The 24,035-nt window shown below is 47.3% G+C and carries 25 protein-coding genes and 1 riboswitch; of the genes, 6 read left to right on the forward strand and 19 right to left on the reverse strand.

Going from position 1 to position 24,035, the window contains the following annotated elements; genetic code table 11:
- Positions 1-293 precede the first annotated feature (293 nt).
- The 14 genes from IFU39_RS25090 to serS form a co-directional block, all read right to left on the reverse strand.
- On the reverse strand, positions 294-710 hold the full coding sequence (locus IFU39_RS25090; protein ID WP_074093246.1) for a pyridoxamine 5'-phosphate oxidase family protein: 417 nt from the start codon (positions 708-710) through the stop codon (positions 294-296).
- 642 nt (positions 711-1,352) lie between these two features.
- Complete coding sequence (locus IFU39_RS25095) at positions 1,353-1,811, reverse strand: NUDIX domain-containing protein (RefSeq protein WP_192135562.1); 459 nt, start codon at positions 1,809-1,811, stop codon at positions 1,353-1,355.
- Between the two features lie 86 nt (positions 1,812-1,897).
- Complete coding sequence (locus tag IFU39_RS25100; protein ID WP_192135564.1) at positions 1,898-2,671, reverse strand: LamB/YcsF family protein; 774 nt, start codon at positions 2,669-2,671, stop codon at positions 1,898-1,900.
- On the reverse strand, positions 2,668-3,702 hold the full coding sequence (locus IFU39_RS25105; protein WP_192135566.1) for a 5-oxoprolinase subunit C family protein: 1,035 nt from the start codon (positions 3,700-3,702) through the stop codon (positions 2,668-2,670). The genes IFU39_RS25100 and IFU39_RS25105 overlap by 4 nt, the downstream gene beginning before the upstream one ends.
- A complete protein-coding gene (gene pxpB, locus IFU39_RS25110; protein ID WP_192135568.1) occupies positions 3,699-4,415 on the reverse strand; it encodes a 5-oxoprolinase subunit PxpB in 717 nt (238 codons plus the stop codon). Before pxpB ends, IFU39_RS25105 begins: the two co-directional genes overlap by 4 nt.
- A 38-nt stretch (positions 4,416-4,453) precedes the next feature.
- Positions 4,454-5,287, reverse strand: a complete 834-nt coding sequence (locus IFU39_RS25115; protein WP_192135570.1) for a DUF2785 domain-containing protein — start codon at positions 5,285-5,287, stop codon at positions 4,454-4,456.
- A 3-nt stretch (positions 5,288-5,290) separates the two neighbouring features.
- On the reverse strand, positions 5,291-5,881 hold the full coding sequence (locus IFU39_RS25120) for a histidine phosphatase family protein (protein ID WP_105601516.1): 591 nt from the start codon (positions 5,879-5,881) through the stop codon (positions 5,291-5,293).
- Positions 5,878-6,468: a DUF1572 family protein gene (locus IFU39_RS25125; RefSeq protein ID WP_091018452.1), complete on the reverse strand. Its 591-nt coding sequence runs from the start codon at positions 6,466-6,468 to the stop codon at positions 5,878-5,880. Before IFU39_RS25125 ends, IFU39_RS25120 begins: the two co-directional genes overlap by 4 nt.
- 69 nt (positions 6,469-6,537) lie before the next feature.
- Positions 6,538-6,867 (reverse strand): DUF952 domain-containing protein, encoded by a 330-nt coding sequence (locus IFU39_RS25130; protein ID WP_091018450.1) that lies wholly within the window; start codon positions 6,865-6,867, stop codon positions 6,538-6,540.
- 51 nt (positions 6,868-6,918) lie between these two features.
- Positions 6,919-7,476 (reverse strand): GNAT family N-acetyltransferase, encoded by a 558-nt coding sequence (locus IFU39_RS25135; protein ID WP_105601518.1) that lies wholly within the window; start codon positions 7,474-7,476, stop codon positions 6,919-6,921.
- A gap of 28 nt (positions 7,477-7,504) precedes the next feature.
- A complete protein-coding gene (locus IFU39_RS25140) occupies positions 7,505-7,897 on the reverse strand; it encodes a ribosomal maturation YjgA family protein (protein WP_244661112.1) in 393 nt (130 codons plus the stop codon).
- A gap of 19 nt (positions 7,898-7,916) precedes the next feature.
- The gene (locus IFU39_RS25145; protein ID WP_192135574.1) at positions 7,917-8,468 is read right to left on the reverse strand and encodes a GrpB family protein; all 552 of its coding nucleotides are present in this window, start codon (positions 8,466-8,468) and stop codon (positions 7,917-7,919) included.
- 396 nt (positions 8,469-8,864) lie between these two features.
- Entirely contained in the window at positions 8,865-9,971 is a 1,107-nt protein-coding gene (locus tag IFU39_RS25150) for an Ig-like domain-containing protein (RefSeq protein ID WP_192135576.1), read from the reverse strand.
- 451 nt (positions 9,972-10,422) lie between these two features.
- Positions 10,423-11,721 carry a serine--tRNA ligase gene (gene serS, locus IFU39_RS25155; protein WP_192135578.1) on the reverse strand — a complete coding sequence of 433 codons (1,299 nt, stop codon included), beginning with the start codon at positions 11,719-11,721 and terminating at the stop codon, positions 10,423-10,425.
- Positions 11,722-12,108: 387 nt separating this feature from the next.
- Here serS and IFU39_RS25160 point away from each other — a divergent pair, with 387 nt between their 5' ends.
- On the forward strand, positions 12,109-13,344 hold the full coding sequence (locus tag IFU39_RS25160) for an MFS transporter (RefSeq protein WP_192135580.1): 1,236 nt from the start codon (positions 12,109-12,111) through the stop codon (positions 13,342-13,344).
- Positions 13,345-13,769: 425 nt separating this feature from the next.
- Here IFU39_RS25160 and IFU39_RS25165 read toward each other — a convergent pair whose 3' ends face one another.
- A complete protein-coding gene (locus IFU39_RS25165) occupies positions 13,770-14,279 on the reverse strand; it encodes a hypothetical protein (protein ID WP_446740354.1) in 510 nt (169 codons plus the stop codon).
- A 170-nt stretch (positions 14,280-14,449) separates the two neighbouring features.
- A complete protein-coding gene (locus IFU39_RS25170) occupies positions 14,450-15,850 on the reverse strand; it encodes a phospholipase D-like domain-containing protein (RefSeq protein ID WP_206759593.1) in 1,401 nt (466 codons plus the stop codon).
- Between the two features lie 434 nt (positions 15,851-16,284).
- A riboswitch (TPP riboswitch) is annotated at positions 16,285-16,397 on the forward strand.
- 207 nt (positions 16,398-16,604) lie between these two features.
- Between IFU39_RS25170 and IFU39_RS25175 the strand changes: the two genes are divergently transcribed.
- The 5 genes from IFU39_RS25175 to IFU39_RS25195 all read left to right on the forward strand — a co-directional run bounded on the left by IFU39_RS25175 (position 16,605) and on the right by IFU39_RS25195 (position 20,776).
- Positions 16,605-17,645, forward strand: coding sequence for an ABC transporter substrate-binding protein (locus IFU39_RS25175; protein WP_192135587.1), 1,041 nt, complete (start codon positions 16,605-16,607; stop codon positions 17,643-17,645).
- Positions 17,646-17,869: 224 nt separating this feature from the next.
- Positions 17,870-18,160 carry an MTH1187 family thiamine-binding protein gene (locus tag IFU39_RS25180; protein WP_105601532.1) on the forward strand — a complete coding sequence of 97 codons (291 nt, stop codon included), beginning with the start codon at positions 17,870-17,872 and terminating at the stop codon, positions 18,158-18,160.
- Positions 18,160-18,918 (forward strand): ABC transporter permease, encoded by a 759-nt coding sequence (locus IFU39_RS25185; RefSeq protein ID WP_091018432.1) that lies wholly within the window; start codon positions 18,160-18,162, stop codon positions 18,916-18,918. The genes IFU39_RS25180 and IFU39_RS25185 overlap by 1 nt, the downstream gene beginning before the upstream one ends.
- A 37-nt stretch (positions 18,919-18,955) precedes the next feature.
- The gene (locus IFU39_RS25190) at positions 18,956-19,864 is read left to right on the forward strand and encodes an ABC transporter ATP-binding protein (RefSeq protein WP_192135588.1); all 909 of its coding nucleotides are present in this window, start codon (positions 18,956-18,958) and stop codon (positions 19,862-19,864) included.
- An 81-nt stretch (positions 19,865-19,945) separates the two neighbouring features.
- Complete coding sequence (locus tag IFU39_RS25195; RefSeq protein WP_192135589.1) at positions 19,946-20,776, forward strand: TatD family hydrolase; 831 nt, start codon at positions 19,946-19,948, stop codon at positions 20,774-20,776.
- Between the two features lie 322 nt (positions 20,777-21,098).
- Here IFU39_RS25195 and nfsA read toward each other — a convergent pair whose 3' ends face one another.
- The 3 genes from nfsA to IFU39_RS25210 all read right to left on the reverse strand — a co-directional run bounded on the left by nfsA (position 21,099) and on the right by IFU39_RS25210 (position 23,752).
- Positions 21,099-21,842 (reverse strand): oxygen-insensitive NADPH nitroreductase, encoded by a 744-nt coding sequence (gene nfsA, locus IFU39_RS25200; RefSeq protein ID WP_192135590.1) that lies wholly within the window; start codon positions 21,840-21,842, stop codon positions 21,099-21,101.
- Positions 21,835-22,434: a TetR family transcriptional regulator gene (locus IFU39_RS25205; protein WP_091018425.1), complete on the reverse strand. Its 600-nt coding sequence runs from the start codon at positions 22,432-22,434 to the stop codon at positions 21,835-21,837. Before IFU39_RS25205 ends, nfsA begins: the two co-directional genes overlap by 8 nt.
- Positions 22,435-22,591: 157 nt before the next feature.
- Positions 22,592-23,752, reverse strand: coding sequence for a YhgE/Pip domain-containing protein (locus IFU39_RS25210; protein WP_192135591.1), 1,161 nt, complete (start codon positions 23,750-23,752; stop codon positions 22,592-22,594).
- Positions 23,753-24,035 lie beyond the last annotated feature (283 nt).

Consider the following 24,035-nt stretch of genomic DNA (forward strand, 5'->3'; position numbering starts at 1 on the left):
TAACGCAATGTTCAGCCATTGAAAAGCATTATTTTTTACATTAACCGCACATACCTAGGCAAGTTTACATTATCATGCGTGATTTCGACATTTTTTTCAACATTTTAGTAGGTATATCGTACTTATTATCTTTAAAATACGTATATTACATGTGTCTTACATGTATAACCAATTCAGCTTTATTCATCCATACCAAAAACCGTGAAACCTTCATGGCTTTCACGGTTGGATTAAACTCTGCGCATATTTTCGCATAAGGACGCTACTTTGCAGAGGTTATGTTCATATTTGGATTATTGTTCCCACACATGATGTTCATGATCTTTCCCTGTATATTCAATACGAGTCGGGGTGATGTCCAGAATGACATAGTTCGGATCATTAGGTCCATCGAACCACGCCTTCAGTTCGTCGTTCCACACTTGCTCACGCAAGCCTTCGTTCTTGGTCACTTCACAGGTTCCTTCGATCTCAACGACTTCCTTGGAACCACCAGCCTCATAACCCAGTAGCAGGCTAACATTCGGATTATTCTCCAGTTCCTCTACTTTGTGTGTACGGCGGTTCGTTGCCAGATGAATGTTCAGTCCATCGTTGAAAAGCGCCATATAGCGGGATTTTGGTTTACCATTCTCCACAGTGGAGAAGCTGCAAAAAGGGTTGTTTTCCAATGCTTTTACAATGTTTTGTTCCAATTCAGTCTGGTTCATGGGAAGTGCTCCTTTCGGTTTGGGGGATTATTAGGAGAACTCTTGTAGACGGCCGTTCCGGGTTCGGATCGTTCTTTGGATCGCTGTTATCACCCAACAATCTTGATATTGTTCTCATACACATTGGATTAAAGACTATTCACACTGGCACTACGATGACAGAACAACCTTCCAATCGCTGTTATCCCCAGATTTTCTGATTCCCTTCTCTCAAAGGGAAAAATCCGTTGATAAAGGCGAGCGCTTCGCTTTTTCAGGTTTCTTCTGTCCTCTCCGTTATCGTGTGAATGCTTAATTCCAAAGGATATATGAATAAAAATTCAAGATACATGCGAACGCTTCGCTTCCTTAGAATCGATTCCGTCCCCTCCACTACGTCTACCGTTCTCCCAATTAAGGTTGATTAATAAAAGTACAAAGAGAAGTGTAGTTGTTACTCTCTCTTTTGTTTAATGACAGTTCATTAATCGCTTATCACTAGAGCCAGCTTAATGCTGCTCTGTAATAAGCCTGTACTTATAGTGTACCCACCTCACCTATGGTGAATCCCTTGAACCTGCACGCAAACGTGACAAAATCGGCAAATCGCTTTATAAAAGTGTTTACATAAAGGGGTTAGCGCAAAATTTCTTCATGGGTGATCTAATTTAAATCTCCAAGATATATTGATGAAGAATCCGATTTAAGCAGCAGCTCACCTATATTTTTTGGATATAAACGAACCTGAGACAGCTCTTCCAGCGCAATCCATTCCACGGCGACTTGGTGGTCGTCTGGATTGGAGCCTTCAAAAACGGTTGCCTCCGGATCTATCAGGCTGCATGCAAAATAAAATTCAACCTGGTGGATGTCTGCATCCCACTCGGCGAATTCATGATTTTTACCGATATACTCCCGGATATGTAACAGCTCTCCCACGTTCACAGCCTGACCAATCTCCTCCAGACATTCGCGGGCGACCGCATCCTTGAGTTCTTCACCTTTCTCCTGTCCTCCACCTGGGAACACATAAGCGGTACCATATTGGTCTTCCAGCCGGATGACCAGCAATCGTCCATCCTGCACAATGACAGCTTTCGCCGAGTTGCGTATGGGTTTCATCCTGTTCATTCACTCCTTGTCATTCCAAAATTCCAAAGTTCAATCCATTCAACCTGATAACACTGTTGTTCTACTGAACAGGCGTATCATCCCTTGGTATGCGGGGATAACTTAATGCCTTCCGATTCCAACACACGACGAATCTCTTGAGCAAATGCGAGAGCGTTCGCTCCGTCACCGTGGATACAGACCGTCTCTGCCTTAATGGGAACCAGCGTATCATCCGTGGATACAACCACGCCGTCTTTCACCATCTGAAGCACTTGAGCAATGGCTTGTCCCGATTCTTCAATGAGGGCTCCAGCTTGGCTACGAGGGGTTAGCTGCCCATCCGACCCATAGGTTCGATCCGCAAATACTTCACTTACACTGCGCAGACCAATGCGATCCGCAGCGTGAATCAGCTCACTGCCCGCCAGACCATACAGATACAGATCAGGCTGTACTTGATAGATCGCCTCCACAATGGCTTCAGCAAGCTTCGCATCTTCTGCGGCCATATTGTATAAAGCTCCATGCGGTTTCACGTGATGCATGTGCCCCCCACTTGCACGGACAAATGCATCCAATGCACCGATCTGATACACCACCATGTCATATGCTTCCCGTGGCGTAATGTCCATACGTCTTCTGCCAAACCCTTGCAAATCCGGCAACCCGGGGTGGGCTCCAATCGCAACCTGATGCTCCAATGCCCTCTCCACCGTCAGCCGCATTGTAGCCGGGTCTCCTGCATGAAACCCGCAGGCAATATTGGCTGATGTAATCAAGGGTAGAATGGCCTCATCGGATAGAGTGCGATATATACCATAACTTTCGCCCAGATCACAATTGATATCCAAGGTTTTCGAGGTATTCATGAAGCTCCCCCCATTTCTGCCATTCTTCTGCGTATCAGCTTATCTATGAGTTGCATATTGTTTTCCTGTTCCATATACAACTGTCCGGCTTGATCATGCGTAATCTTTTTAAAAGAAATTTGGGTTCCTGGCCTAGCCTGAGCCAGGATTGGCATATCCACCCGAGCTACCTGTGCAATGACAGGATAACCCCCAATCGTCTGATGATCTGCCATTAAGATGATGGGTTGACCATCCGGTGGCACCTGCACCGTGCCATAGGTAACAGCTTCAGACAGCCGATCCAGCGGCTGATTCAGCTCCAGTCTGGAGCCTTGCAAGCGATAGCCCATCCGATCGGATTGCGGAGAGATCACGTATTTTTCCGCATAAAATTGTCCCAGACTTGCCTCGCTGAACAGCGAACTATCTTTACTCTCCATCACACGAATAACAGGTTGCCCATAATAGTCAGGTCTTTCACGTTCAGATAAAAGCCACGCAGGCGCCAATATTCGGTGGTCCCGCTCACTCTCCTTTACCTGCTGCTCCATACGTAGCATCCATACTCGCGCTTCGGCAGAAGGTTCACCATTGGATAACAGATCCCCTATGCGCAAGGCTCGCCCATCCATACCGCCAAGACCTGTCTTGAGGTCTGTACTTCGACTGCCCATCACTTCAGGCACAGTTATTCCACCCGCAATCGCCAGATATCCACGCAAACCATGACGACATTGACCAAACTTCAGTACACTTCCAGCCCGCACCAGCACAGGACGCCACAAAGGTACAGGCAGATGATCCACCGTTGCCGTCAGATCGGCTCCACATAATGAGACTAGCTGGCTCTCCTGAAATCGAAGCTCCGGCCCCGTCATCGTCATCTCCAGCACTGCCGCATGTCGGGAGTTGCCCACAAGCATATTGGCTGCTCTGGCTGCAAAGGTGTCCATGACCCCGCCAGGATGAATACCATATCGGCGATACCCGGTTCTGCCTTCATCCTGAACGGTAGATAACAGACCAGGGCGAATCACTTCAATACTCATCGTTCGCCCTCCTTCCGCTTCAACGCCAGATAGTCCTGCATCGTAATCTGTTCAAATCGAACCCGATCACCTGCTGCCAGCAAACTCGGTACGTTCTCTTCCGGCCGAAACAACCGGAGTGGCGTTCGTCCAATACATTGCCATCCTCCGGGTGTGTCTAGTGGATAAATTCCCGTCTGTTTGCCACCAATACCTACTGTACCCGCCTCAACCCGAAGCCTTGGCGTTGCCCGTCTGGGCGTAGCAATCTGTTCAGACAACCCGCCGAGATACGGAAAACCCGGTGCGAATCCTATCATATGTACGAGATAATCCCCGGATGTATGAATCGCAATAACGTCCTCTGCGGTCAGTCCATGTTCACTGGCAACGTAGTCCAGATCAGGCCCCCACTCGCCACCATAACATACGGGAATCGTGACCGTTCTGGGTTTGTCTTGGACGGATTCCTTCATTTGATTCAACTGCTGAAGCAGAATGCGGCATAACTCGGGGTACGGGGAGATGAACGGATCATAAAATACTGTAACGGACGTATATGAAGGCACCCATTCGATCATGGCTGACAGAGTGCTCTTTTCCAGCAAAGCACATACAGACATCACTCTGCGCTGCACCGCGTCAGACAATTGATCCCCGCAATGGATGATAACTGCTGTCTCACCCAGCGGAGATAAAATCTCTTCCGTCCATGCATACGTCAATCCGGTCATGGGCCATCTCCCCCTTTATCCACACGTTTAGCGTATCGTTATTGATCTCTCTCCAGTGCCTGTAGTACCAGTGAACGAACCGCCGGAAACGGCTCGTCTTCTTCTGTCCGTATCGCAAGATACAGTGTCTGCAAAAACAGACGCACATTCAGGTTCCTATGACTGGTTTCCAGAAGTGATCTGTTCACCGCCTGATCTCCTTGATGAAGGGTATCGATCCATACCGTAATATCCTTTTGTTCCAACAGATTGCGACGCAGAATGGTCATTACGGCATGCACTATTCGCTGATCCTCATCATGGATGTAAACTACACTTGATTCGGTTATTTTCACAGTGAGTACATGCAGAAGTTCCAACAGATCCGCCTGCTCCAGATAGGGCGACTGGACCAGATCTTCAACTGCGTCCGCCGCGTGTGCCGGGGCATGCGCCCAACCCTTATCGTCGACGTAGCCGCGAACATCCTTTTCACATACCAGATATGTAGTCAACCGATGGTGAATCCCTGCGATATCCTCTCTGTCCAGGAAAGGTCGCTGACGATCCACATTCAGAATGGGAGGCAGTAACAATACGGAGAATGTCCGCGTAAACACACTATCCGTTCCCTGCTCTCCAATCCCATAGAACAGGTGCTGATCGTCTAGCGCCAACTGCAACACATGCCTTAGCTGATCTTCCGAAAATACACCCTGTCCAATCCAGGTTGCAAACGTAACATAGATCAATTCATCCCGCAGGACAGGGTCAGTACTACCAATATGCTTCATCATATGCAGTGCCAATGCGTAAGGCTGTTCCTCGTGATCAATGGAATGATTAGACGACTGAATATGCTGTAATTTTTGTTTTAACGTCAGAGCATCCATCTATTAAGACTCCCTGGACGAATCCAAATGCACGCTGCAATTGTACAGTTCGCATTGCCACGCATTCTCATTCTTGGCGATCCGGGTAATGGATGTGTTGGACAGTTTCACGCTGATATCCAGTTCAGGCACCAGACCTCGCAGTGTATTCCGCAGGACGGCCCCGTGACTGACAACAATCACTCTTCCATCGGGGTGCTGCTGTACAATATCTTCAAGCACCGCACTGCCTCGAACAGTCCCTGCATCTGCAAGCTCACGTCCCAGATCCAGAGTACTCCAATCCGCTCCCCACTTGGCTAACCGTTCCTCTTCCGTCGTTCCTTCGACCTGTCCCCCACCCATCTCGCGAAGTCTAGGGTCCAGATGAATCTCCTGAATACCCAAGCGATCACCAATGATGCGAGCCGTCTCACTTGCACGTTCCAAGTCACTTGCATAGATGGCATCCCAGGATTCTTCGGCCAGTCTCGCAGCAAGTAAAACGGCCTGTTCCCTGCCATCCTGATCCAGCGGATTATCCGTCTGGCCCTGCGAACGTTTTTCCTTATTCCACGCTGTGCTTCCATGGCGAATCAATGCAATTTGAGTCATTGTTGTTCCTCACCTTTTTCGATATGAAGTTCATCTTCTGTAAAATGTTTGCGTGCCTTCGGCTTGGCAAATTTGCCCCCATTATATTGAGAAGACCCGTTTCTCGGAATGGAGAGACTGTCCCAAGCTGTTTCTTTAAGCATTTTCGCGGCAAATACAATCTGTCCGACATGATACGGATAATGCGCCAATTGCCGGATAATTGCCTCCATGACGGTGTGTCCTTCATTGCGAATGTATATGATATGAGACAATTGTTCCGGGTTAAACGAACGAATGGCTTCGAGTAGACAATTCCAGCCTTCTTCCCATTTAGCAAGCAACTCTTCCCGGGATGTAAGATCATTCACAAATTCAGCATCTCGCTCACGCCACGGTTTCTCACCATCTGTTGTCAGTACATCCGTCCAACGGGACAGCATATTGCCCCATAGATGTTTTACGATTACGGCAATGCTGTTCGCGTCTTCATTCCAGGATTGAAACAATTGCTCGGACTCCAGTTGTGCCATGGCTTTTTCCCCGAGCTGCTTGTAATACAGGAATTGTTTCTCCGCTGTCTCTAGAAAAACCTGATTCATATCCATCCGTTAACCACCCTTCGAAAAAGTATGTTGTCCCCTGATCATGTTCAAACAGAAGCGTCACATGTTATTTTATTCAGGAAATGAAAATGTGCCGTCTGCATTCGGTTCAAATGGAATGACTTTGCGAACCGCATCCAGATTGAGCTCTCCATAGATATGTGGATATAGTTCATTCAATTCGTAGAGATCCTCATACACCAGTTCCGGCTTCAACGCCTTCTCATCAATACTAAGTAATAACAGATCCGTGCGGCCTGAATAATATTGCCCGGCTACCCATGGGATCTGTTCCTTGGTGGAACAATGAATGAATCCGTCTGTCTCCAGGCTATCTGGTGCATACTCAGTCCCCTTTGACACTTGCTCCCACAACGAACGGGAAATAATACTATAGATCATGGTTCCGCCTCCTTCAATTTCTGCGATGTACCCTATGTGTCATTGGAAGTATTATAGATCATCCCGGATACGGGAGTACAATTTTTGATCCGTAAATACACCTTTGATCTTCAACTGTTTGCGTAGTAAACCTTCGTACGACATACCCAGCTTCTCCATTACGCGTGCAGAGCCTATGTTGCCTGCATTACATTTCCCTTCCAGTCGATTGCAGTCCAGTTCCCGAAAGCAATAATTCACAATGGGTTGCATCGCTTCTGCTGCGAGACCTTTGCCCCATTGACTGCTGGCTATCGCGTACCCTAGTTCAGCACTCTGCATGGGTTCGTTGAGATCAAAAATGCCACCCCTCCCGATCAAGGTCCCTGTTTCCTTCAAAATAAAAGCCCAGATATGTACCGTTTTCCGTTCATAATTATCCAGTACCCGCTGAATATATTGAATTGAATCCTCCACCGTCTCATGGCAGTTCCATAAGCTTTGCTGACTCACTCGCGGATCAGAGGCAAATGCATAATATTCATCAAGATCATCCATTGTAAGCCGCCTCAGTTTTAACCGCTGTGTTTCGAATTCGGGCAATTCGGCAAAAAGTTTTTCTACATTCATTCAGCCCACCTCCATGATTCAATTGAGTTCATGATCCAGCCATCTTATTTCTCAGGAAATAACGATCTATCACAACCATGCACAGAATACCGACCGTATATCGAATCAGATCGATCACTAGAAATCCATGTCCCAAAATAAGTGCACCTAATACGGTAGAGCGTATCTCAATCAGCCAAGGCGTCTGGATCAACTGCGAGAACTCAATCATCCAGCTGAATACACAGCTCAGACCCATCGCCCATACCAAACTGCGACGAGGCCACACTATGCGTACTCCGAAATAAATCATGCCCGCCCAACATGCATCTCCGGAATGTTCATACACCCAATTGGGCAGTCGATCACCGAAGTGTCTGGAGGCGAGTCCTGCCGCCATTGTAATCATGACTGCGAAGAAATAGATTAGCCTGTCTTTCATAAGTACGCTTTTCAATCAATCACACGCCTTCATCGAGCACTTGTAAAATAAATTGCGTTTTGGCAGCGGTATACGATTCCCTGTCTTCCTTATTCTCATCAGCAAGCTTCATCTTAAGGACGGCGTAAGCTTCCACCAGATCGGGGCGTTTTCTGAGCACATCCCGAAACCGCATTTGACGATCCCAACGTTCTTCTCCCGGGCACATCAGATGAAGGTGTACAGCTCTCTTGCCATCCTTAACCCTGACCCAGAATCGTCTGTACTCCCGTCCATCCAGTTCAGGCGGAACGTAGTTCCAGCCCAACGGATTCAGCTGATCCGCAATCAGATCCATGTCGTCCCATGACTGTACCTCTGCCATCAGATCAATAATGGGCTTGGCGGGTAACCCTGGAATGGACGTGCTTCCGATATGTTCGAATCGATGGATATTAAACTGCTGTAGAAGGTGTTTAAGTTGTCCGATTTCTTCCTGAGCCTGTGCGTCCCAGTTGGGGTTGGCTGGAGCAATCTCTACCGCCTCTGTCGCCCAGGCAGGCCAGTTCTCTGGTTGCATTGGATCTGTCATTAACATGCTCCCTCCTCTTGACCATGACATTTTAAATGATAACCTTCTCTGTATTTTGCATAGGTGCGTTGCTTCATGCACTCAATCGTAGTATTCCGTTGAAATGTTAGTATGGAACTTAGGGATAAAAGAAGATATTTCAGGTAAGCCAGATCACTAGAATTAGAATCTGAGCTTATAATCGAAGCTTTCATAATTCATCCCATCCAATCCAATCCTGTTATATTGTTGTTCTAGCAGAGGGCATCCCAGATACATATTCCTATATATCCAAAAAAGGAGCGTATGTCTACGCCCCTGATTGTCTGATACCCTTAATCACATTGATGATATTTAACGTGATGATGTACTGAATTTATGTTTGGATTTATGCAAAGCGCTTCATTATATGAAGATTTATTTTACCGTAACAGGGATCGTCACTTTTTTATTGCCCCACTTGGCCGTGATAGACGTTTTACCTTTGCCTACAGCCACGATCTTGCCATTTGTTACTGTCGCTACGCCCGGCTTTGTGCTGCTCCACACCGCACTGTTGGTCACAACAGTGGTCTTGCCCGTATCATACTGGGCCATCACACTCAGTGTTGTGCTTCCCTGTTGGGACAAAACCAGTTTTTTCTGGCCTGTAATCAGCTTTTTGAGCAAAGGTACAACGGTAACCTCTGCCTTTATTGTCTGATTTTGATAAGTTCCTGTCAAGGTTGCTTGTCCCTCGGTCAGCGTCTTAACGGTTCCATTTTTCACGACAGCTACATTTGTATTGGAAGAAGTCCATACGATTTGTTTCGATAGGTTGATCGTTTTGCCATTCGCGTAGGTGCCGATAACCTTCAACGCTTTGGACTTCTTGATGTTCAGCTGCATTGTGGCAGGAGTGACCTCAACTTTAGTAATCTCATCCGTCACAGCAACAGGGACTTTCACGATCGTTGTTCCATATTTGCCTTGCAGCAATACTCTGCCGGGTGTAACCCCTTTGATTTTACCGTTTTCCAGCACAGCCGAAGAAGTGGATACGGACCACACAATCTCAGACGTCACATCCTCTTCCTTACCATTCGCACGGGTGATGCTTACTTTCGGAAGGGTGCTTTCACTGCCTTTAACAAAACTGTAGGATTTCGGTGAAGCTTTGATGCTTTTGATCTTCTCCTGCACTTGGACAACCAACTGGGCTTTTGCCCCATCTACCTCTGCAAAAATCGTTGCTTCGCCCGCGGCCACAGCCTTGACTTTGCCTTTCACCATCGTCGCAACCGCTGCATTACTGGTGGACCAAGTCACACCTTCGGTAACATCCTGTTTGTTATCAAAACCTTCTACCGTTGCCATCACCTGAAGCGCAGCTGTTTCGGAAACACTCATCTTCTGCGGGCTGCTATTGGTTATTTCAATCGATTTCACGTCACCAGTAGCCGCCAAGGCCAACGAAGGGACCAGTACGGTTAATGCCATAATTAGAGCAAGTGTGCCTCGAAGCGCCAATTTGATTCTACTCATTTCTATCTCCATCTCCCATAATCCAATATTTTACTTCTATTATATTATATCGGATACGAATTGCATAAAGTTGAATAACATAAGTGGGAGTCTTGGAACAATTCATGATTTTCATTGTATAATATGGGAAGGTCGCGTAATACTGCAGCCCGCAATCGTTTCAAAAAAACCCTTGAATCTGGACAAATTGAAATCATTAACGAGCGTGAATGGAGGCTGCGTTAACATTTAAAAAATAATTTTATTTACTTACATAAACGAAGAAATTTGTGAACAAAAAAGTAAGCTATACCTTAGGTCCGAGAACTAACCAGATTAGTAAATTTGGCACAAAGTATTAGGGGATTGGTTAATTAAATAGCGTTATCATTTAAAAGGGGATGTCCACCGTCATTTTACAAGACGTATGGAACATCCCCTCTTCTACTGCCTAAAGCGTTATATAACCTCTCTACTTCACTTCATCCTGCTCTGGTAAAATCAAGCTCTCCGCGCCGCCCATATAGGGCCGCAGGGCTACCGGAATCCGAATGCTTCCATCCTCCTGCTGATGATTCTCAAGCAAAGGAATCAGGATACGCGGCGATGCCACAGCCGTATTATTCAGCGTGTGACAATAGGCCAACTTGCCTTCGGCATCCAGGCAACGAATGTTCGAACGGCGAGCCTGAAAATCATGCAGATTCGACGACGAATGCGTTTCTCCATATGCATCGCGGCTTGGCATCCAAGTCTCGATATCATACTGTTTGTACGTTTTCTGCGACATATCTCCGGTACATACAGCGACAACACGATACGGCAGTTCCAGTAATTGCAGCAATTCCTCAGCGTGTCCCGTAATCTCTTGCAACATACGCTCCGATTCTTCCGCATCAGGGGCACAGAGAATGACCTGCTCGACTTTGGCAAACTGATGCACACGGTACAATCCGCGTACATCACGTCCGCCGGAGCCAACCTCACTACGGAAACACGTCGATACCGCGGCCAGCTTCACCGGCTCCTTCACATCGACTATCTCATCCGCATAATACGAGACCAGCGGCACTTCAGAAGTCCCCACCAGCCACTTGTTCTCCCCTTCGAGTTCATAGACCTGATCTCGACCAGTTGGGAAGAATCCAGTGTTCACCAGTGCGTCCTCCCTGACCATCAGCGGTACCTCCATCGGTGTAAACCCGTGCTTCAGCAGCAGATCCAGCGCAAGTTGCTGTACTGCCCGATGCAGCAGAAGGCCAGCGCCTTTTAATACATAGCTTCGCGTACCACCAATCTTAACGCCACGGGGAATATCGATCAGATCATGCAACTCCCCAAGTTCCACGTGATCTTTGTTGTTATACTCGAACGTTGGCACCTCTCCCACACGTCGCAGCTCCACATTATCCGCATCCGACGTGCCTTTCGGGGTATCCGGGGATACGATATTGGGTACCAGCCACTGCAGCCTGGTTACTTCCTCCTGTACAGGGGCGAGCTTCGCTTCCACCTGTTCCAACTGTTCATTGATCTGTTTCACCTGCGCCCGCAAACCATCGGCCTCTTCCCGATTACCGGCTTGCATGAGTCCGCCAATGTCTGCGGATAACGTATTGCGTAATCTGCGCCCTTCTTCCGATTCCTGTAAAAGTGCTCTGCGTTCCTCGTCCAGCTTCAGCAATGTGCGAATGTTAATCTTGATTTTTTTCCCGTCTGCTGCTGCCTGAACCTCATCAGCATGTGCACGAATCCACTTCATTTCCAACATGGTCACCGTCTCCTTTGGCTGTAAAAATACAAAGAGCGCCCTCATCCCTTGGGACGAGGAGCGCTCTGCTCGCGGTGCCACCCAACTTGCTGAATCAGGATATCCTGTTTCCAGCCTCTTGGTCCGCGATAACGGGCGGTTCCGGTTAACTTGGGGAAATATCGCTCCCCTGGCGAAAACGCCTCCGAGTTGGATGCTCTTCAACGGCATGGTCCGATCTGTAATTGTTGTGTCTCAGTATATACGAACGCCGGACCAAATTGCAACCTTTTGTATCGATCAGAATTCATGGCACAACTTAACATGTCCTGTTATGATAGACTTTGTCTTCAAGATTGCGCTTTAATGTGATCCTCAATTTATGTATATATGTAGAAGGAGTTCTTTATGAAAAAATTACTTTGGATCGGGTGTCTCTCCTACTTCCTGATTGGACTTGCCCACGTTGTGCTCGGTTCCATTCTGCCCGTTGCACTTGAACATTACGGCAAAGATTATAGCCAGGGCGGGACATTGATCTTTGCTCAATTTGCCGGATTCCTGGGCGGTGTATTGTTATCTCCATGGCTGAACCGACGCTTCGGTAAAAGGGGAGGCTTGTTAATCGCCACAGCGTTGCTCTGTATTGCAGAATTATCCTACATGCTGCTGCCACCATGGGGCTGGATGTTCGTCATCGCACCCGCTGCCGGCTTTGGTTTCGGAATGGTTGAGGCTGTCATTGGCACCATTATCATCGCTGCAATCAAAGATAATACCGCCGTTGCCATGAGCCGACTGGAAGTATTATTCGGGATCGGGGCCATGGTCATGCCGCTCATGGCCAGCGCACTGATTGCTGCCGGATACTGGCGTCTGTCCTTCCTCGTTGTTGCAATATGCGCAGCGCTGACCTTTGTTTTCTGGGCGAAAGGATCATTTGGAGAGCTGGACAAGGTTCTGGATCAACGGGGGTCAAATCCTGCTTCGGTACATACGAACACTGCCGGAACATTAGGTGAGATACACCCCGCATCTGCAAGTATACCCGGTTCAGCCTATCGCGGACGCAACCTGACTCTTCTGGTTCTATTTGTCTTGTTCTTCTTCCTTTATGTTGGCACCGAGATGAGCCTTGCGAATTTCATGCCAGCGATTCTGATTGAGAAAATGAACATGAAGGAAGCCGGAGCAGCACTTAGTGTCACCTGTTTCTGGATTGCCATGTCCGTGGGACGACTCTTCGCCGGGTATATCGCAGAGAAATTCCAATACCGCGTCTATGTTCTGTACAGCTGTCTTGCATCTGTCCTTTTGTTAATGGTATTTCCATTTACAAACCAAATCTGGTCTGCATTTCTCATCATCTTGCTGCTTGGACTTGCGATGTCAGGGATATTCTCCATTGCTCTTGTCTTCGCCAGTAAACTGCTGCCTGGAACCGAAGAATCCACTCCCAGCATTTTGATTGCCTCAGGTGGGGTTGGCGGTGCCATTCTTCCTTTGACCACGGGATGGAGCCTTGATCATCTGGCGGTTAATCAATCTGCATGGATGCTTGCCATCTTTGCGGTTGGCCTGCTTGTCATTAGTGTAATCACGTATCAATGGCAGAACAAACATGTGGTCGATACAGCGACTTAACAGTTATGGGTCCGCCCTTAGCCTGAGAGTAGAATTACCAATTATAGGGATTGAGATGTCCACCTCCATGACTTTGGCGGTGGACATTTTGTTTTAGCGTTACTCTGTTCTAACGAACCTAGCACACGCTATCCCCCTCCATTTCTGCATATTTGAAATCTAACGAATCCTAGAGACGTTATTATAGATAATTAGCTTCAATTAAATGCCTCGTTGGAGGTTTTTTGCATAATAACACCGCTGAGATTCGTTAGGTCTTCATTCCCTTAGAAACTGGCCGAATAAGATGTTCTCGATTCGTTAGCCTGTAACCATGGTGGCGAGTGCCCTATCTCTGCCTCTCTGATCACCTTTCATTAAAGGTGAGAATACGATCTATTCATTTGCGCACAAGATTGCCCAGGAAATACTTATGGCCAACCGAATCACACACCTTTGTTAACGACAGGCATTACGGGCCCGTTAACCTTGATGAATTTACCAAATACATATCGCACGAGTGGTCCCAGAACGATCAACTGATATGGAAGCGCCAGGCTGAAGTTACGAGCGATTGTATGGAGATACGTACGGAGTACGGATGACCCACTTAATTGATCAGCGAGATATGCCGAGATCATTCCATACATGGACATGATCAGAACCATGCCAATCACCATAAAAAATGACATAGCAAGCACACCCAAAATCTTGTTGGACTTGTCAAAGGGCAAGGAAAAAGCAATCTTTCTCGCTACAGGTCCGACAATGAATGACTCCACCAGAAACGCGATGACAAAACATAATATGAATTGAAGCAGTATTTCAAGCGGGGACATCTTGCCGAGTAGCCCACTGTGCCATAGATTGAAGAACATCATGACCAAGACCATCCCTGTACACATCATTAATCCGAAAATAATTTGTTCCTTCTTGCTTGTTGGCAATTCTCTCATCCTCTCTGTTTACCTTCGTAATTATAGAGATGAGTAAACCCTCCACATAAGTGAACATTCCGTGAACAAATCTGATTTTCTTCCCGTGTGATGAATTGCAGGTTGACGCGAGAAACGCAAGTTTCGATGAAGCGGAGAAAAATTCAACCTCAAGAGAATGCAGTTTTTATCTACAACATAAATTTCCAGAGAAAAGACAGTTTGGATAACGCTGTGATTGCCATTCGTTTGAAAACAGAGCCTTTCTGATTCGTAGATTCTGCTGGATGCTCACCTTTAACCGCAAGTGTACTATGTGCACGTTTGATATCCATAGCCTCTGTTAGTTGGTTGGCGAATGCAGAACCGGAAATGACCACAGCAGATTCAGTATTGAGGAAGGCAGATCTGGGATCAAGATTATACGAACCAACCATGCTGAGGTGATCATCCATGACAAATGATTTGCCGTGTATGGAATAAGGGCCTTGGTATTCATAAATAGCCAGACTGGTATCAAGTAACCGCTTCTTAGAGCTTAAGTATCCCGCGAAAGCCAAAGGGTTAGGGGTCTGCTGGATTGAATTGGTTAGCATGACCCATTCTGTTTCTGGATTCATCGACAGATGTACTGCTTTCATCATTTTCTTGGTGGGAATGGCATATGGCGTCTGAAGGTACACTTTCGACTTTGCTTGATTGGCGAAATGAACAAATGCTCTCCACATGATCGGTTCTTTATACAGCCTTTGGATTGGATTGTGAATGAAAGCGACGTGGTCGGAATGAAGAGTTCCTTGAGCCCATTCCTTCGGCAACACTTTAACAAAAGGATCGCTCTGAGCGCGGGCCTTTTTATATAACTCAGCCAGCTGAGCCAGCTCTTTTAATCCTTTTGCATGATGCTGACGTTTTGCATGTTTTTCTGGTTTGGTGAATGGATGGTTCCATAACTGATCTATATATTGTTTCATTTCAACAACCGTGCTGTTCGTATTATCGTTTGGATTGTAAACAAGGACATCCCGATCGAATACATAGTCTTTTGGGGGTTGCGATGCCATGTATTTATCACCAATATTTTGGCCGCCAATAATGCCATATGTGTTGTCGACAAGAAGGATCTTGTCATGCATACGGTTATGCCATGTCCATGGCATAAATAGGTGGAGTGGTTCATAATATCTTAATTCCACATTGGGGTGAGCTGCAATGGCATCTGGAATATCACGCAACTCTCCGCGCATGCTGTGAAAAATCCCGTCTAAAATGATTCGAACATGAACACCCCGATCAGCTGCATCGAATAACGCAGCAAAAAAGAGTTGAGATGTTTTTCCTTTTTGGATGGAGTAATACGCCAGGTCGATGCTTGTTTTCGCCTCTCGAATGGTCTGGATTCTCACCTGACCCGATTGAAAGCCGTCCTCCAGGAGCATTACGCGATCTGTTGTACTTCCTTCTGTTAACGCTTTTTGCATATCCGTATTTTCAATAGTCGATGGAGACGGAACCAAAAATAAAAGGTAAGCCGTGAAAAAAACGTAGACACTATAGGACAAAATAATTGCGATTATGGTTTTAAGGATCATTCAGTACTCCCCCATTTGTATGTAAAAGTATTTATTTGTATAGCAGTACTATCTCCTTTTGTATCTAAATTATGTTGTTTAAATTACTCAAGCTGCACCGCTCAAGGTCAAACGAGCAAAAGCTGATCACTGAAATAGGGAAAGCAGCCCTTATGCGACGAGATATCAAACATCGGATTTGATCTAAGTATTTGTTGGGAGCCCTCCAGATCTTCAGCACTTAGGCTATGACCCACTATCCGGTGCTTTTACACTCAGCCAGATTTCCTTATATGATTCGCAACGATAATTATTGAAAATAACACATCTAAACAGGCTGATATACATCTGTATAAAGGCCTGTTTGATAAGTTCATATCTGTCCCCATCCAGTTCCTGACTGGACACGTTCTACCCGCTGGCCTATAATTACACCTAGTAATGCCCGTAACTTCATAGTTTCCCAGGGGAGTCGGAATTGGCCGGCTGAGAGTGTATCCCACCAAGATACTAACCCTTAGACCTGATCTGGATCATGCCAGCGTAGGAATCGGAGTATATCGAAATGGCACAGCCCTCTGGCTGAACGCCACCTCTCTAACGCCTGCACGCGTCCCGGATTACGGGACGCTTTTTTTGTTTTATTTATCGAAACAAAAATAAGTCATCCAGATCCAACTGGTATAAATCTGTCGATTTATGCAAGATGATTGGATATGAAGCCAAGGAGTACCCCGTGCCACTCGGCCGGACATACCGAAGGAGAGAATCACAGATGAAATGGCGTAAAACAATGGGACTGTTGCTCTTATGTGTACTACTGGTGACTGTGGCCGCATGTGGCGGTAAAGAAGCTGCCCCGGCAGAACACAACGGCAACACGAATACGGAGAGCAGCAACGAAGGTGACAACGCAGCCCTCAAGGATATTAAAGTCGTACTCGACTGGACACCAAATACGAATCATACCGGCTTGTATGCGGCTGTAGATCAAGGTTTTTATAAGGCCGAAGGCTTGAATGTAGAGATTGTACAACCAGGTGCCGGCGGCGCAGATACGATGGTTGCCTCGAATGAAGTGCCTTTTGGCGTAAGTTATCAGGAAAGTGTAACTCAAGCCCGTACACAAGGTGTTCCACTCGTCTCCATCGCAGCAGTTATTCAGCATAATACATCCGGGTTCGCTGCTCCGGCGGATCGGAATATCAAGTCACCGAAAGATTTTGAAGGGAAAACCTATGGCGGTTGGGGTTCGCCTGTGGAAGAAGCCGTGATGCAATCCATTATGGAAGGCGACGGAGCCGATGTATCCAAAGTAAAAAACATTAACATGGGTGACGCTGACTTTTTCACCGCAGTGAAACGGGATATTGATTTCGCGTGGATTTTCTACGCCTGGACGGGGATTGAAGCTGAACTGCGCGGAGAACCGATCGACATGTTATATGTGAAGGATTATTCAGATGCACTGGATTACTACACGCCTGTTCTCGTAACGAACGAGCAGACGATTCAGAACGACCCTGAGCTGGTGAAAGCATTCCTGAAAGCCACTTCAGAAGGATATCAATACGCAATTGATCATCCCGAAGACGCAGCGAATATTCTGATCAAGGCCGTCCCGGATCTGGATAAAGACTTGGTCCTGGCAAGCCAGAAATGGCTTAGTCCAAAGTACACGGATGACGCCCCGCGCTGGGGAGAACAGAAACAGGAAGTATGGCAGAACTACACCGACTGGATGTTTAGCAAAAAACTGCTGGATGAACAGGTCGACGTGAGCAAAGCATATACGAACGCGTTTTTACCCCAATAAAATATCTCATATAAAACGAACTTAATATTTACACGAGGACGGAGAGGACAGAAATAACGTGAAAAAGCGAAGCGGTCGCCTTTATCACCGGATTTTCCCTTTAGAGAAAGGGAATCAAAAAAATCTGGGGATAACAGCGATTGGAAGGTTATTCTGTCATCGAAGTGGCAAGTGTAACCGTCATTAGTTCATTTTATATATCACGAAAGGAGCCGTGATCTCACATGGCAAGCACACTACTTAGCATTCAGGTTATTCCAAAAACGCCAAATGGCGAGAACTCTTATCCTTATGTAGATCGCGCCATTGAAGTTATTCAGCAATCTGGCCTGAAATATCAGGTGAACCCGCTCGACACCACGATGGAGGGGGAACTGGAGGAACTGCTGGAGGTTGTCCGCAAAATGCACGAAGTACTCGTCGAGGCTGGCAGCCCAAGCATCATCTCCCAGATCAAAATCGCCCATAGCCCTACTGGCTTCAGCATGGATACCCTGACGGAGAAGTACCGCTAATGAATGCCTATTTCAAAAGTGTATGGCCGCCCTTCGTGGCGGTTATTCTCTTTATAGCGATATGGCAGGGAGCTGTCTCCCTGTTCCATATTGAAAAATGGATGCTGCCAGCACCGTCTGATATCGCCCGCGAAGCGGCATCCCAGGCTGATCGGCTTGGCATGCACGCTTCCGCAACCATTCAGTTAACGCTTATCGGATTCGCCGCCGGCACAGCGGTTGGATTACTGATCGCGATGGTGCTGCATTTGGTTCCTTTTCTCAAGTCAGCCCTGTATCCATTACTTATTCTTAGTCAAAATATTCCGACCATCGCGCTCGCGCCGCTCCTGTTAATCTGGTTCGGATTCGGGCTGTTGCCCAAGCTGATTACCATCATCCTCGTCTGCTTCTTCCCCGTTGCAGTGGCAGCCATGGACGGCTTGACCCGTACAGATGCAGCGATGATGAACTATATGCGCATGGCTGGTGCGAAACGTCATCATATCTTCTGGAAGCTGGAGCTTCCCCATGCGCTGCCATCCGTGTTCTCCGGTGTCAAAATCGCTGCTACCTATAGCGTGATGGGTGCCATTATCGCCGAATGGATCGGTGCAGACAAGGGTATTGGTTATTATATGATGCTGCAAAAGTCTGCTTATCGTACGGACCGCCTATTCGTGGCGATCATGATTATTGTCGCGCTCAGCTTGCTGCTCTTCCTGTTCATTGCCCTTCTGGAGAAGCTGCTCGTGCGCTGGCGGCCACAGAAGCGGTAGTAAAGCAAGTAATCTGTAATTAGGAAGTGATGACCATATGAATCGGCAAAAGGACGAACATGTCCAGCGTGAACGGGGAGCACGCGCATTGGAACCAAAGCACGGTGAAAAACTTCACTCGGCTAATCCTGGTCTACCGACAAATACGACTGCTGCTACGGTTCCACCTGCACTGGATGTCGTGGATGTTCATGCATCATTCCGTGAACGGCGGAGCAGGTTACCGGTTCTGAACGGCCTATCCCTGACTGTGGAGCAAGGCGAGTTTGTTGCTATCGTTGGGCCATCCGGCTGTGGCAAAAGCACCCTGTTCCATATCATCGGCGGTCTTCTGAGGCCACAGGAAGGGCGAGTGTTCATGGACGATCATGATGTAACGGGCCAACGTGGCAAGATCAGTTATATGCCACAACAGCCTGCTCTTTTCCCTTGGCGGACCATTGAAGACAATGTACTGCTTGCTGGAGAAGTAGCTTCAAGCGCTCCCCCTCGGACCGAAGCACTTGCAGAAGCTCGTAAGTGGTTAAGCAGCGTGGGTCTTGCCGGGTTCGAGCAGGCATACCCTCATATGCTGTCGGGCGGAATGCAGCAGCGTGCTGCATTCCTGCGCGCCCTGCTCAGTCCGCAGGAACTGATGCTGCTGGACGAACCCTTCAGCGCGCTGGATGCACTGACACGTAGCGACATGCAGCGCTGGCTGCTCGATATCTGGGAACAGAACCGCCGCTCGGTGCTGTTCATCACCCATAATATCGAAGAAGCATTGCTGCTTGCAGATCGGGTCTATGTGTTATCCAACCGACCTGCAACAGTGTTGCACGAGGTACATGTTCCTTTTGATCGCCCAAGACGAGAAGAAATTACGGAGGAATCCGCTTTTCTGGAGCGTAAACGGCAGATTGCACAGTGGATGAGAGAAGAACAACAGAAAGCCCGCCTATCTTGATAGTGCGGGCTTTTAAGTTATTATTTTCCTTTAATGGGTGATCCACCACAAGGAATTCTGCGTAACATAGTTAGAATATAAATGAACACAAGGAGGAATTCCCTCGTGCATTCTCAAGCTTTTGCACCATTAATTGATGCTCATATTCACTTCGATCAGTATACCCCTGACGAACAACGCGAGATGCTGTTATCTTTCCCGTCTCACCAGGTCGAAGCAGTCATTGCCGTGTCCATGAATCTCGCTTCTGCCCAAGCCAATCTGGAGCTTGCCGAACAACATCCACGCACCATCTATCCGGCCTTCGGTTTTCATCCAGAACAGGAACTGCCTTCCGTTGCAGAAATGGACCTGTTCTTCCAATGGATCGAAGAGCATATTGGACAAGCTACAGCCATCGGAGAAGTTGGCCTTCCCTATTACAATCGTCAGGAAGCGGAGCAGGCAGGACAGCGCTTCGATCAGAGCGGGTATATCAAGCTGCTTGAACGTTTCATCCAACTTGCCAAAAAGCATAACAAACCACTTGTCGTTCATGCCGTATACGATGATGCCGATATTGTCTGTGATCTGCTGGAGCAATATCAATTCCGACGTGCTCATTTCCACTGGTTCAAAGGTTCTCGCCAAACCGTAAGGCGCATAGCGGACAACGGTTATTTCATTTCCTTCACACCGGATATTGTCTATGAAGAAGAGATTCGTGAACTCGCCCGGCAATATCCATCAGAACAAGTGATGGCCGAGACCGACGGACCTTGGCCCTTCGAGGGACCATTTCAGGGACGAATGACACACCCGGCCATGACCAGACAGGTCATCCAGGCATGGAGTGAAATCACTGGCATGGGAACCGAGAGGGCCGCCCGTCTCTTTTATCAGAACACAAAGCGTTTCTATGGATTAACTTGAGTCAACATGATTGTAGAAGCAAGCAAACTCGCTTACTCTGCCAGCACAGCACAAAGAAGCCAGTCGACTTTTCCCCGACTGACTTCTAATTTACCGTATATATCAGTTGAACAAAATTTTTACACAAGAATGTAGAGGACAGAAATAACCTGAGGAAGCAGGGCGTTCGCCTAAAAGCTTTCTGAAAGAAAGCTACATCGGAAGCATCGGCTATCACTAGATTTTCACCTTTACAAAAATTGAATCAAAAAATCTAGGGATAACAGCGATCGGAAGGTTGTTCTGTCATCGGAATGGCAAGTGTAACTACCTTCCGTTCAAATTAACGCTTCAAGAATCCTTTGCCTTCCAGGAACGGTCTCACTTGCAATCTTGTCGGCTCAGTCAAGCGCTTCGCCATCAGTTCGGACCATGGGGTCGTTCGTTCTCCATTGGTCCGTTCTTTCATGTACGCGGTTGTGGTCTCATCATACTGCGCAACACCTTGGAGGCTCTGCTCGGCATTATATCGATTATGATGCAGGACTGCATCCAGCGGCAGACGTGGGCGAATTCCCGTTTCCTGATCTGCAACACCAATACACATGCCGTACACCGGATATACGCCTTCAGGTAATCCTAACAGCTCAGCGACTTCTTCAATCCGAGTACGAAGCCCGCCGATATATACGATTCCGAAGCCAAGGGATTCGGCTGCAAGAGCGGCATTCTGGGAAGCCAAAGCGGCATCAATCGTGGCTACCATAAAATTCTCGGTCGAATCGGCATACGCTTCCTTCTCAGGAAGATGACGTTTCGCAGCATCACTCAGCCGGTACAGATCGGCACACCATACGAGAAACACCGGACATTCATTGACGTAGGCCTGATTGCCTGCCAGTTCAGCCAGCTTGGCTTTTTGCTCCGATTCAGTCACAGCAATCACGGTATAAGCTTGTACACTGCTTGAAGAGGAAGCCATCTGCCCTGCCGATACAATGGCTGCAAGCTGCTCATCACTTACCGGGTCTGGCTTAAATTTTCGTACAGAGCGGTGTTTCATCATCAACTCAATGGTTTCATTCATGGCGGTTCACTCCCAATCCTCGAAGTACGAACTCAATCGTCTGCTCCGCGAGCTCGTCTGTATTCATATGTTGATAATCAAAGCCAAATCGTGAATTCTTGGCTCGTTTGTGCGCCAAAGCCACACCCATAACCTGAAGCATTGCATAAGATACGGACTCGATTTGGAATAATCCCTGGTCTTTTCCTTCTTGCAGTAGTTCCCTCACACGTGTCCAGACGGGGTCCAGAAAACGAAATACGGTAGCTGTGCGATGTGTACGCAGTGTAATTTCAAGCTGCACAATATCGCTCATCTCCCGATCTGTCATCGTGAACTTCACAACTTCACCAATAATTCGTCGGATACCTTCCACAGGCGAGGACATGGACTCTTCCGCCAGCGAGTTCATCATATGATCGGGGAAGAAATGTTCAAATAATGCCTCGAACACCTTTTCTTTTCCGCCAAAATGGTATGAGACCAGTGACACGTTTGCACCCGCCTCATCACAGATTTGACGAACACTCGTCCCGTCATACCCCTGCTGTGCAAAAAGCTTCTTGGCTGCAAGTAATATCCTCGTTTTGATATCCAACTCCGGTTCCGTCATTCCGTCCCGCTCCCTCTTGTCCGTTCATTTCCTCTGCTTCAGCTCAAGGGCTGTAGTCAGGTACTGTATCTGTCTATTATATTACACCAAGCACCCCGATGAAAATCATCGGGGTGCTTGAGCTATCTTATGATGCAATGGTATACATCTGCTGAATTTAGTTGTTTGCTTGAGCCGGGCTTGGAGCCATAGCTGGCATGCGTTGTTTTTTCAATAACGTCACGACCAGTGACAACGCAACAGCAACCAACAGTACAATCACGATAGAGCCCGCAGCAGACTGAACTCCTGGACCTCCCAACTGCACGCTCAGAATGCCCTGAACGGCGTATGTTGCAGGCAGGTACTGCCCAATGCCGCTATAGAAGCTGTTCAGCAATTCACGCGGTACCATAGCACCGGAAGATACCAGCTGCAAGGACAGTGAGATGATGTTGAACAGACTTCCTGCCGGTCCGAAGCAGATCAGGAAGAACTGGGAGAAGAACATGAACGTGCATAGGAAGAGTGCCTGGAATAACCAGAACGCAACGAATCCTTGTGCAATCTGTCCGCCCAGTGCCACGATCAGTGATGATCCCAGCAAGGAAACGACCAATGCAGAACCCACGTTAATGACTACTCGCGAGCCAAACAAAGTCAAACGGGAATAGGTAGATGACAGCATACCCATGGCTGTCTGGAGGTTCATCCCCATGATCATGGCACCTACATAGGAAGCCAGTACCATCATCATTGGCACCATCTGATTATTCATCCCGTTAACCGGGTTGATGGACGTTGTCGTTCCTTCCACTCGGGTAGCCAGGTTCGCAGCAGCTTCAGCAGCCTGATCAGCAGGCGCGCCCGAAGCAGTAAGTACCGTTTGTACCCCTTGCGCTGTAGCTTGTTTGTTAATCGTGTTTGTCACACTTTGTGATACACCTTGCATCATGCTTTTAATCGTAACCGGGTTTGCTTCATTAATGGTGTATTTAATCTCGGCGGTTGAGCCAGCCGTCTGAAGCAATTCGTTAAATCCAGCCGGGATATCCAGCACCATGTGTACTTGGTGATGATTTAACTGATCCAACGCTTCAGCTGCACTCAGATTGGATACGGTATGGAAAGGCAGTGTTCCAGCGAGCGAATCTGCAATTCCTTTGGACATTTCGCCGTCCTCATTCACAATTGCAACCGTCAATTCTTTTGCACGGTCATTTACTCCAGAATATGCGGTCATCCAGATCACGCTAAAGATCACTTGGAACATAAGTGCTGTTACGATCCCTACAATCACTGGCGGTTTTTTAAACAATGTACGTAAAGCCTGTAACATAAAAGGTGTCCTCCATTACTCAAAATAGTTCTAATTTGATTTAAACAGTTGTTTGAATCAAACGATCGTTTAAATTTTATGTGAATATGACCATATTGTCAACTCATTTTTGAAATATTCAGAAAACGTAAGCTTTATTCATGAATACAATCGATCCATTTTCACAAAAGAGCATTATGCTATCTTTTCTCCGTAGAAAAGAACATCTATACCAACAATTTAGGCTTACTTTCTGGCGACTTAACTATATTTTTCTCAACAAATAAAAACGGTCCGCCGCAGC

The sequence above is a fragment of the Paenibacillus sp. CFBP 13594 genome, assembly GCF_014842675.1.
Lineage (GTDB): Bacteria > Bacillota > Bacilli > Paenibacillales > Paenibacillaceae > Paenibacillus > Paenibacillus amylolyticus_B.

Excerpts from the sequence above, each read along its gene's own strand:
- IFU39_RS25115 (WP_192135570.1), bottom strand. The coding sequence starts at position 5,287 with ATGGATGCTCTGACGTTAAAACAAAAATTACAGCATATTCAGTCGTCT.
- IFU39_RS25180 (WP_105601532.1), top strand. The coding sequence starts at position 17,870 with ATGGCAAGCACACTACTTAGCATTCAGGTTATTCCAAAAACGCCAAAT.
- pxpB (WP_192135568.1), bottom strand. The coding sequence starts at position 4,415 with ATGACCGGATTGACGTATGCATGGACGGAAGAGATTTTATCTCCGCTG.
- IFU39_RS25185 (WP_091018432.1), top strand. The coding sequence starts at position 18,160 with ATGAATGCCTATTTCAAAAGTGTATGGCCGCCCTTCGTGGCGGTTATT.
- IFU39_RS25205 (WP_091018425.1), bottom strand. The coding sequence starts at position 22,434 with ATGACGGAACCGGAGTTGGATATCAAAACGAGGATATTACTTGCAGCC.
- IFU39_RS25150 (WP_192135576.1), bottom strand. The coding sequence starts at position 9,971 with ATGAGTAGAATCAAATTGGCGCTTCGAGGCACACTTGCTCTAATTATG.
- IFU39_RS25140 (WP_244661112.1), bottom strand. The coding sequence starts at position 7,897 with ATGAAAGACAGGCTAATCTATTTCTTCGCAGTCATGATTACAATGGCG.
- IFU39_RS25165 (WP_446740354.1), bottom strand. The coding sequence starts at position 14,279 with ATGAGAGAATTGCCAACAAGCAAGAAGGAACAAATTATTTTCGGATTA.
- IFU39_RS25210 (WP_192135591.1), bottom strand. The coding sequence starts at position 23,752 with ATGTTACAGGCTTTACGTACATTGTTTAAAAAACCGCCAGTGATTGTA.
- nfsA (WP_192135590.1), bottom strand. The coding sequence starts at position 21,842 with ATGAATGAAACCATTGAGTTGATGATGAAACACCGCTCTGTACGAAAA.
- IFU39_RS25130 (WP_091018450.1), bottom strand. The coding sequence starts at position 6,867 with ATGATCTATAGTATTATTTCCCGTTCGTTGTGGGAGCAAGTGTCAAAG.
- IFU39_RS25120 (WP_105601516.1), bottom strand. The coding sequence starts at position 5,881 with ATGACTCAAATTGCATTGATTCGCCATGGAAGCACAGCGTGGAATAAG.
- IFU39_RS25170 (WP_206759593.1), bottom strand. The coding sequence starts at position 15,850 with ATGATCCTTAAAACCATAATCGCAATTATTTTGTCCTATAGTGTCTAC.
- IFU39_RS25105 (WP_192135566.1), bottom strand. The coding sequence starts at position 3,702 with ATGAGTATTGAAGTGATTCGCCCTGGTCTGTTATCTACCGTTCAGGAT.
- IFU39_RS25145 (WP_192135574.1), bottom strand. The coding sequence starts at position 8,468 with ATGACAGATCCAATGCAACCAGAGAACTGGCCTGCCTGGGCGACAGAG.
- IFU39_RS25095 (WP_192135562.1), bottom strand. The coding sequence starts at position 1,811 with ATGAAACCCATACGCAACTCGGCGAAAGCTGTCATTGTGCAGGATGGA.
- IFU39_RS25100 (WP_192135564.1), bottom strand. The coding sequence starts at position 2,671 with ATGAATACCTCGAAAACCTTGGATATCAATTGTGATCTGGGCGAAAGT.
- IFU39_RS25135 (WP_105601518.1), bottom strand. The coding sequence starts at position 7,476 with ATGAATGTAGAAAAACTTTTTGCCGAATTGCCCGAATTCGAAACACAG.
- IFU39_RS25195 (WP_192135589.1), top strand. The coding sequence starts at position 19,946 with ATGAACACAAGGAGGAATTCCCTCGTGCATTCTCAAGCTTTTGCACCA.
- serS (WP_192135578.1), bottom strand. The coding sequence starts at position 11,721 with ATGTTGGAAATGAAGTGGATTCGTGCACATGCTGATGAGGTTCAGGCA.
- IFU39_RS25160 (WP_192135580.1), top strand. The coding sequence starts at position 12,109 with ATGAAAAAATTACTTTGGATCGGGTGTCTCTCCTACTTCCTGATTGGA.
- IFU39_RS25090 (WP_074093246.1), bottom strand. The coding sequence starts at position 710 with ATGAACCAGACTGAATTGGAACAAAACATTGTAAAAGCATTGGAAAAC.
- IFU39_RS25175 (WP_192135587.1), top strand. The coding sequence starts at position 16,605 with ATGAAATGGCGTAAAACAATGGGACTGTTGCTCTTATGTGTACTACTG.
- IFU39_RS25125 (WP_091018452.1), bottom strand. The coding sequence starts at position 6,468 with ATGGATATGAATCAGGTTTTTCTAGAGACAGCGGAGAAACAATTCCTG.
- IFU39_RS25190 (WP_192135588.1), top strand. The coding sequence starts at position 18,956 with ATGAATCGGCAAAAGGACGAACATGTCCAGCGTGAACGGGGAGCACGC.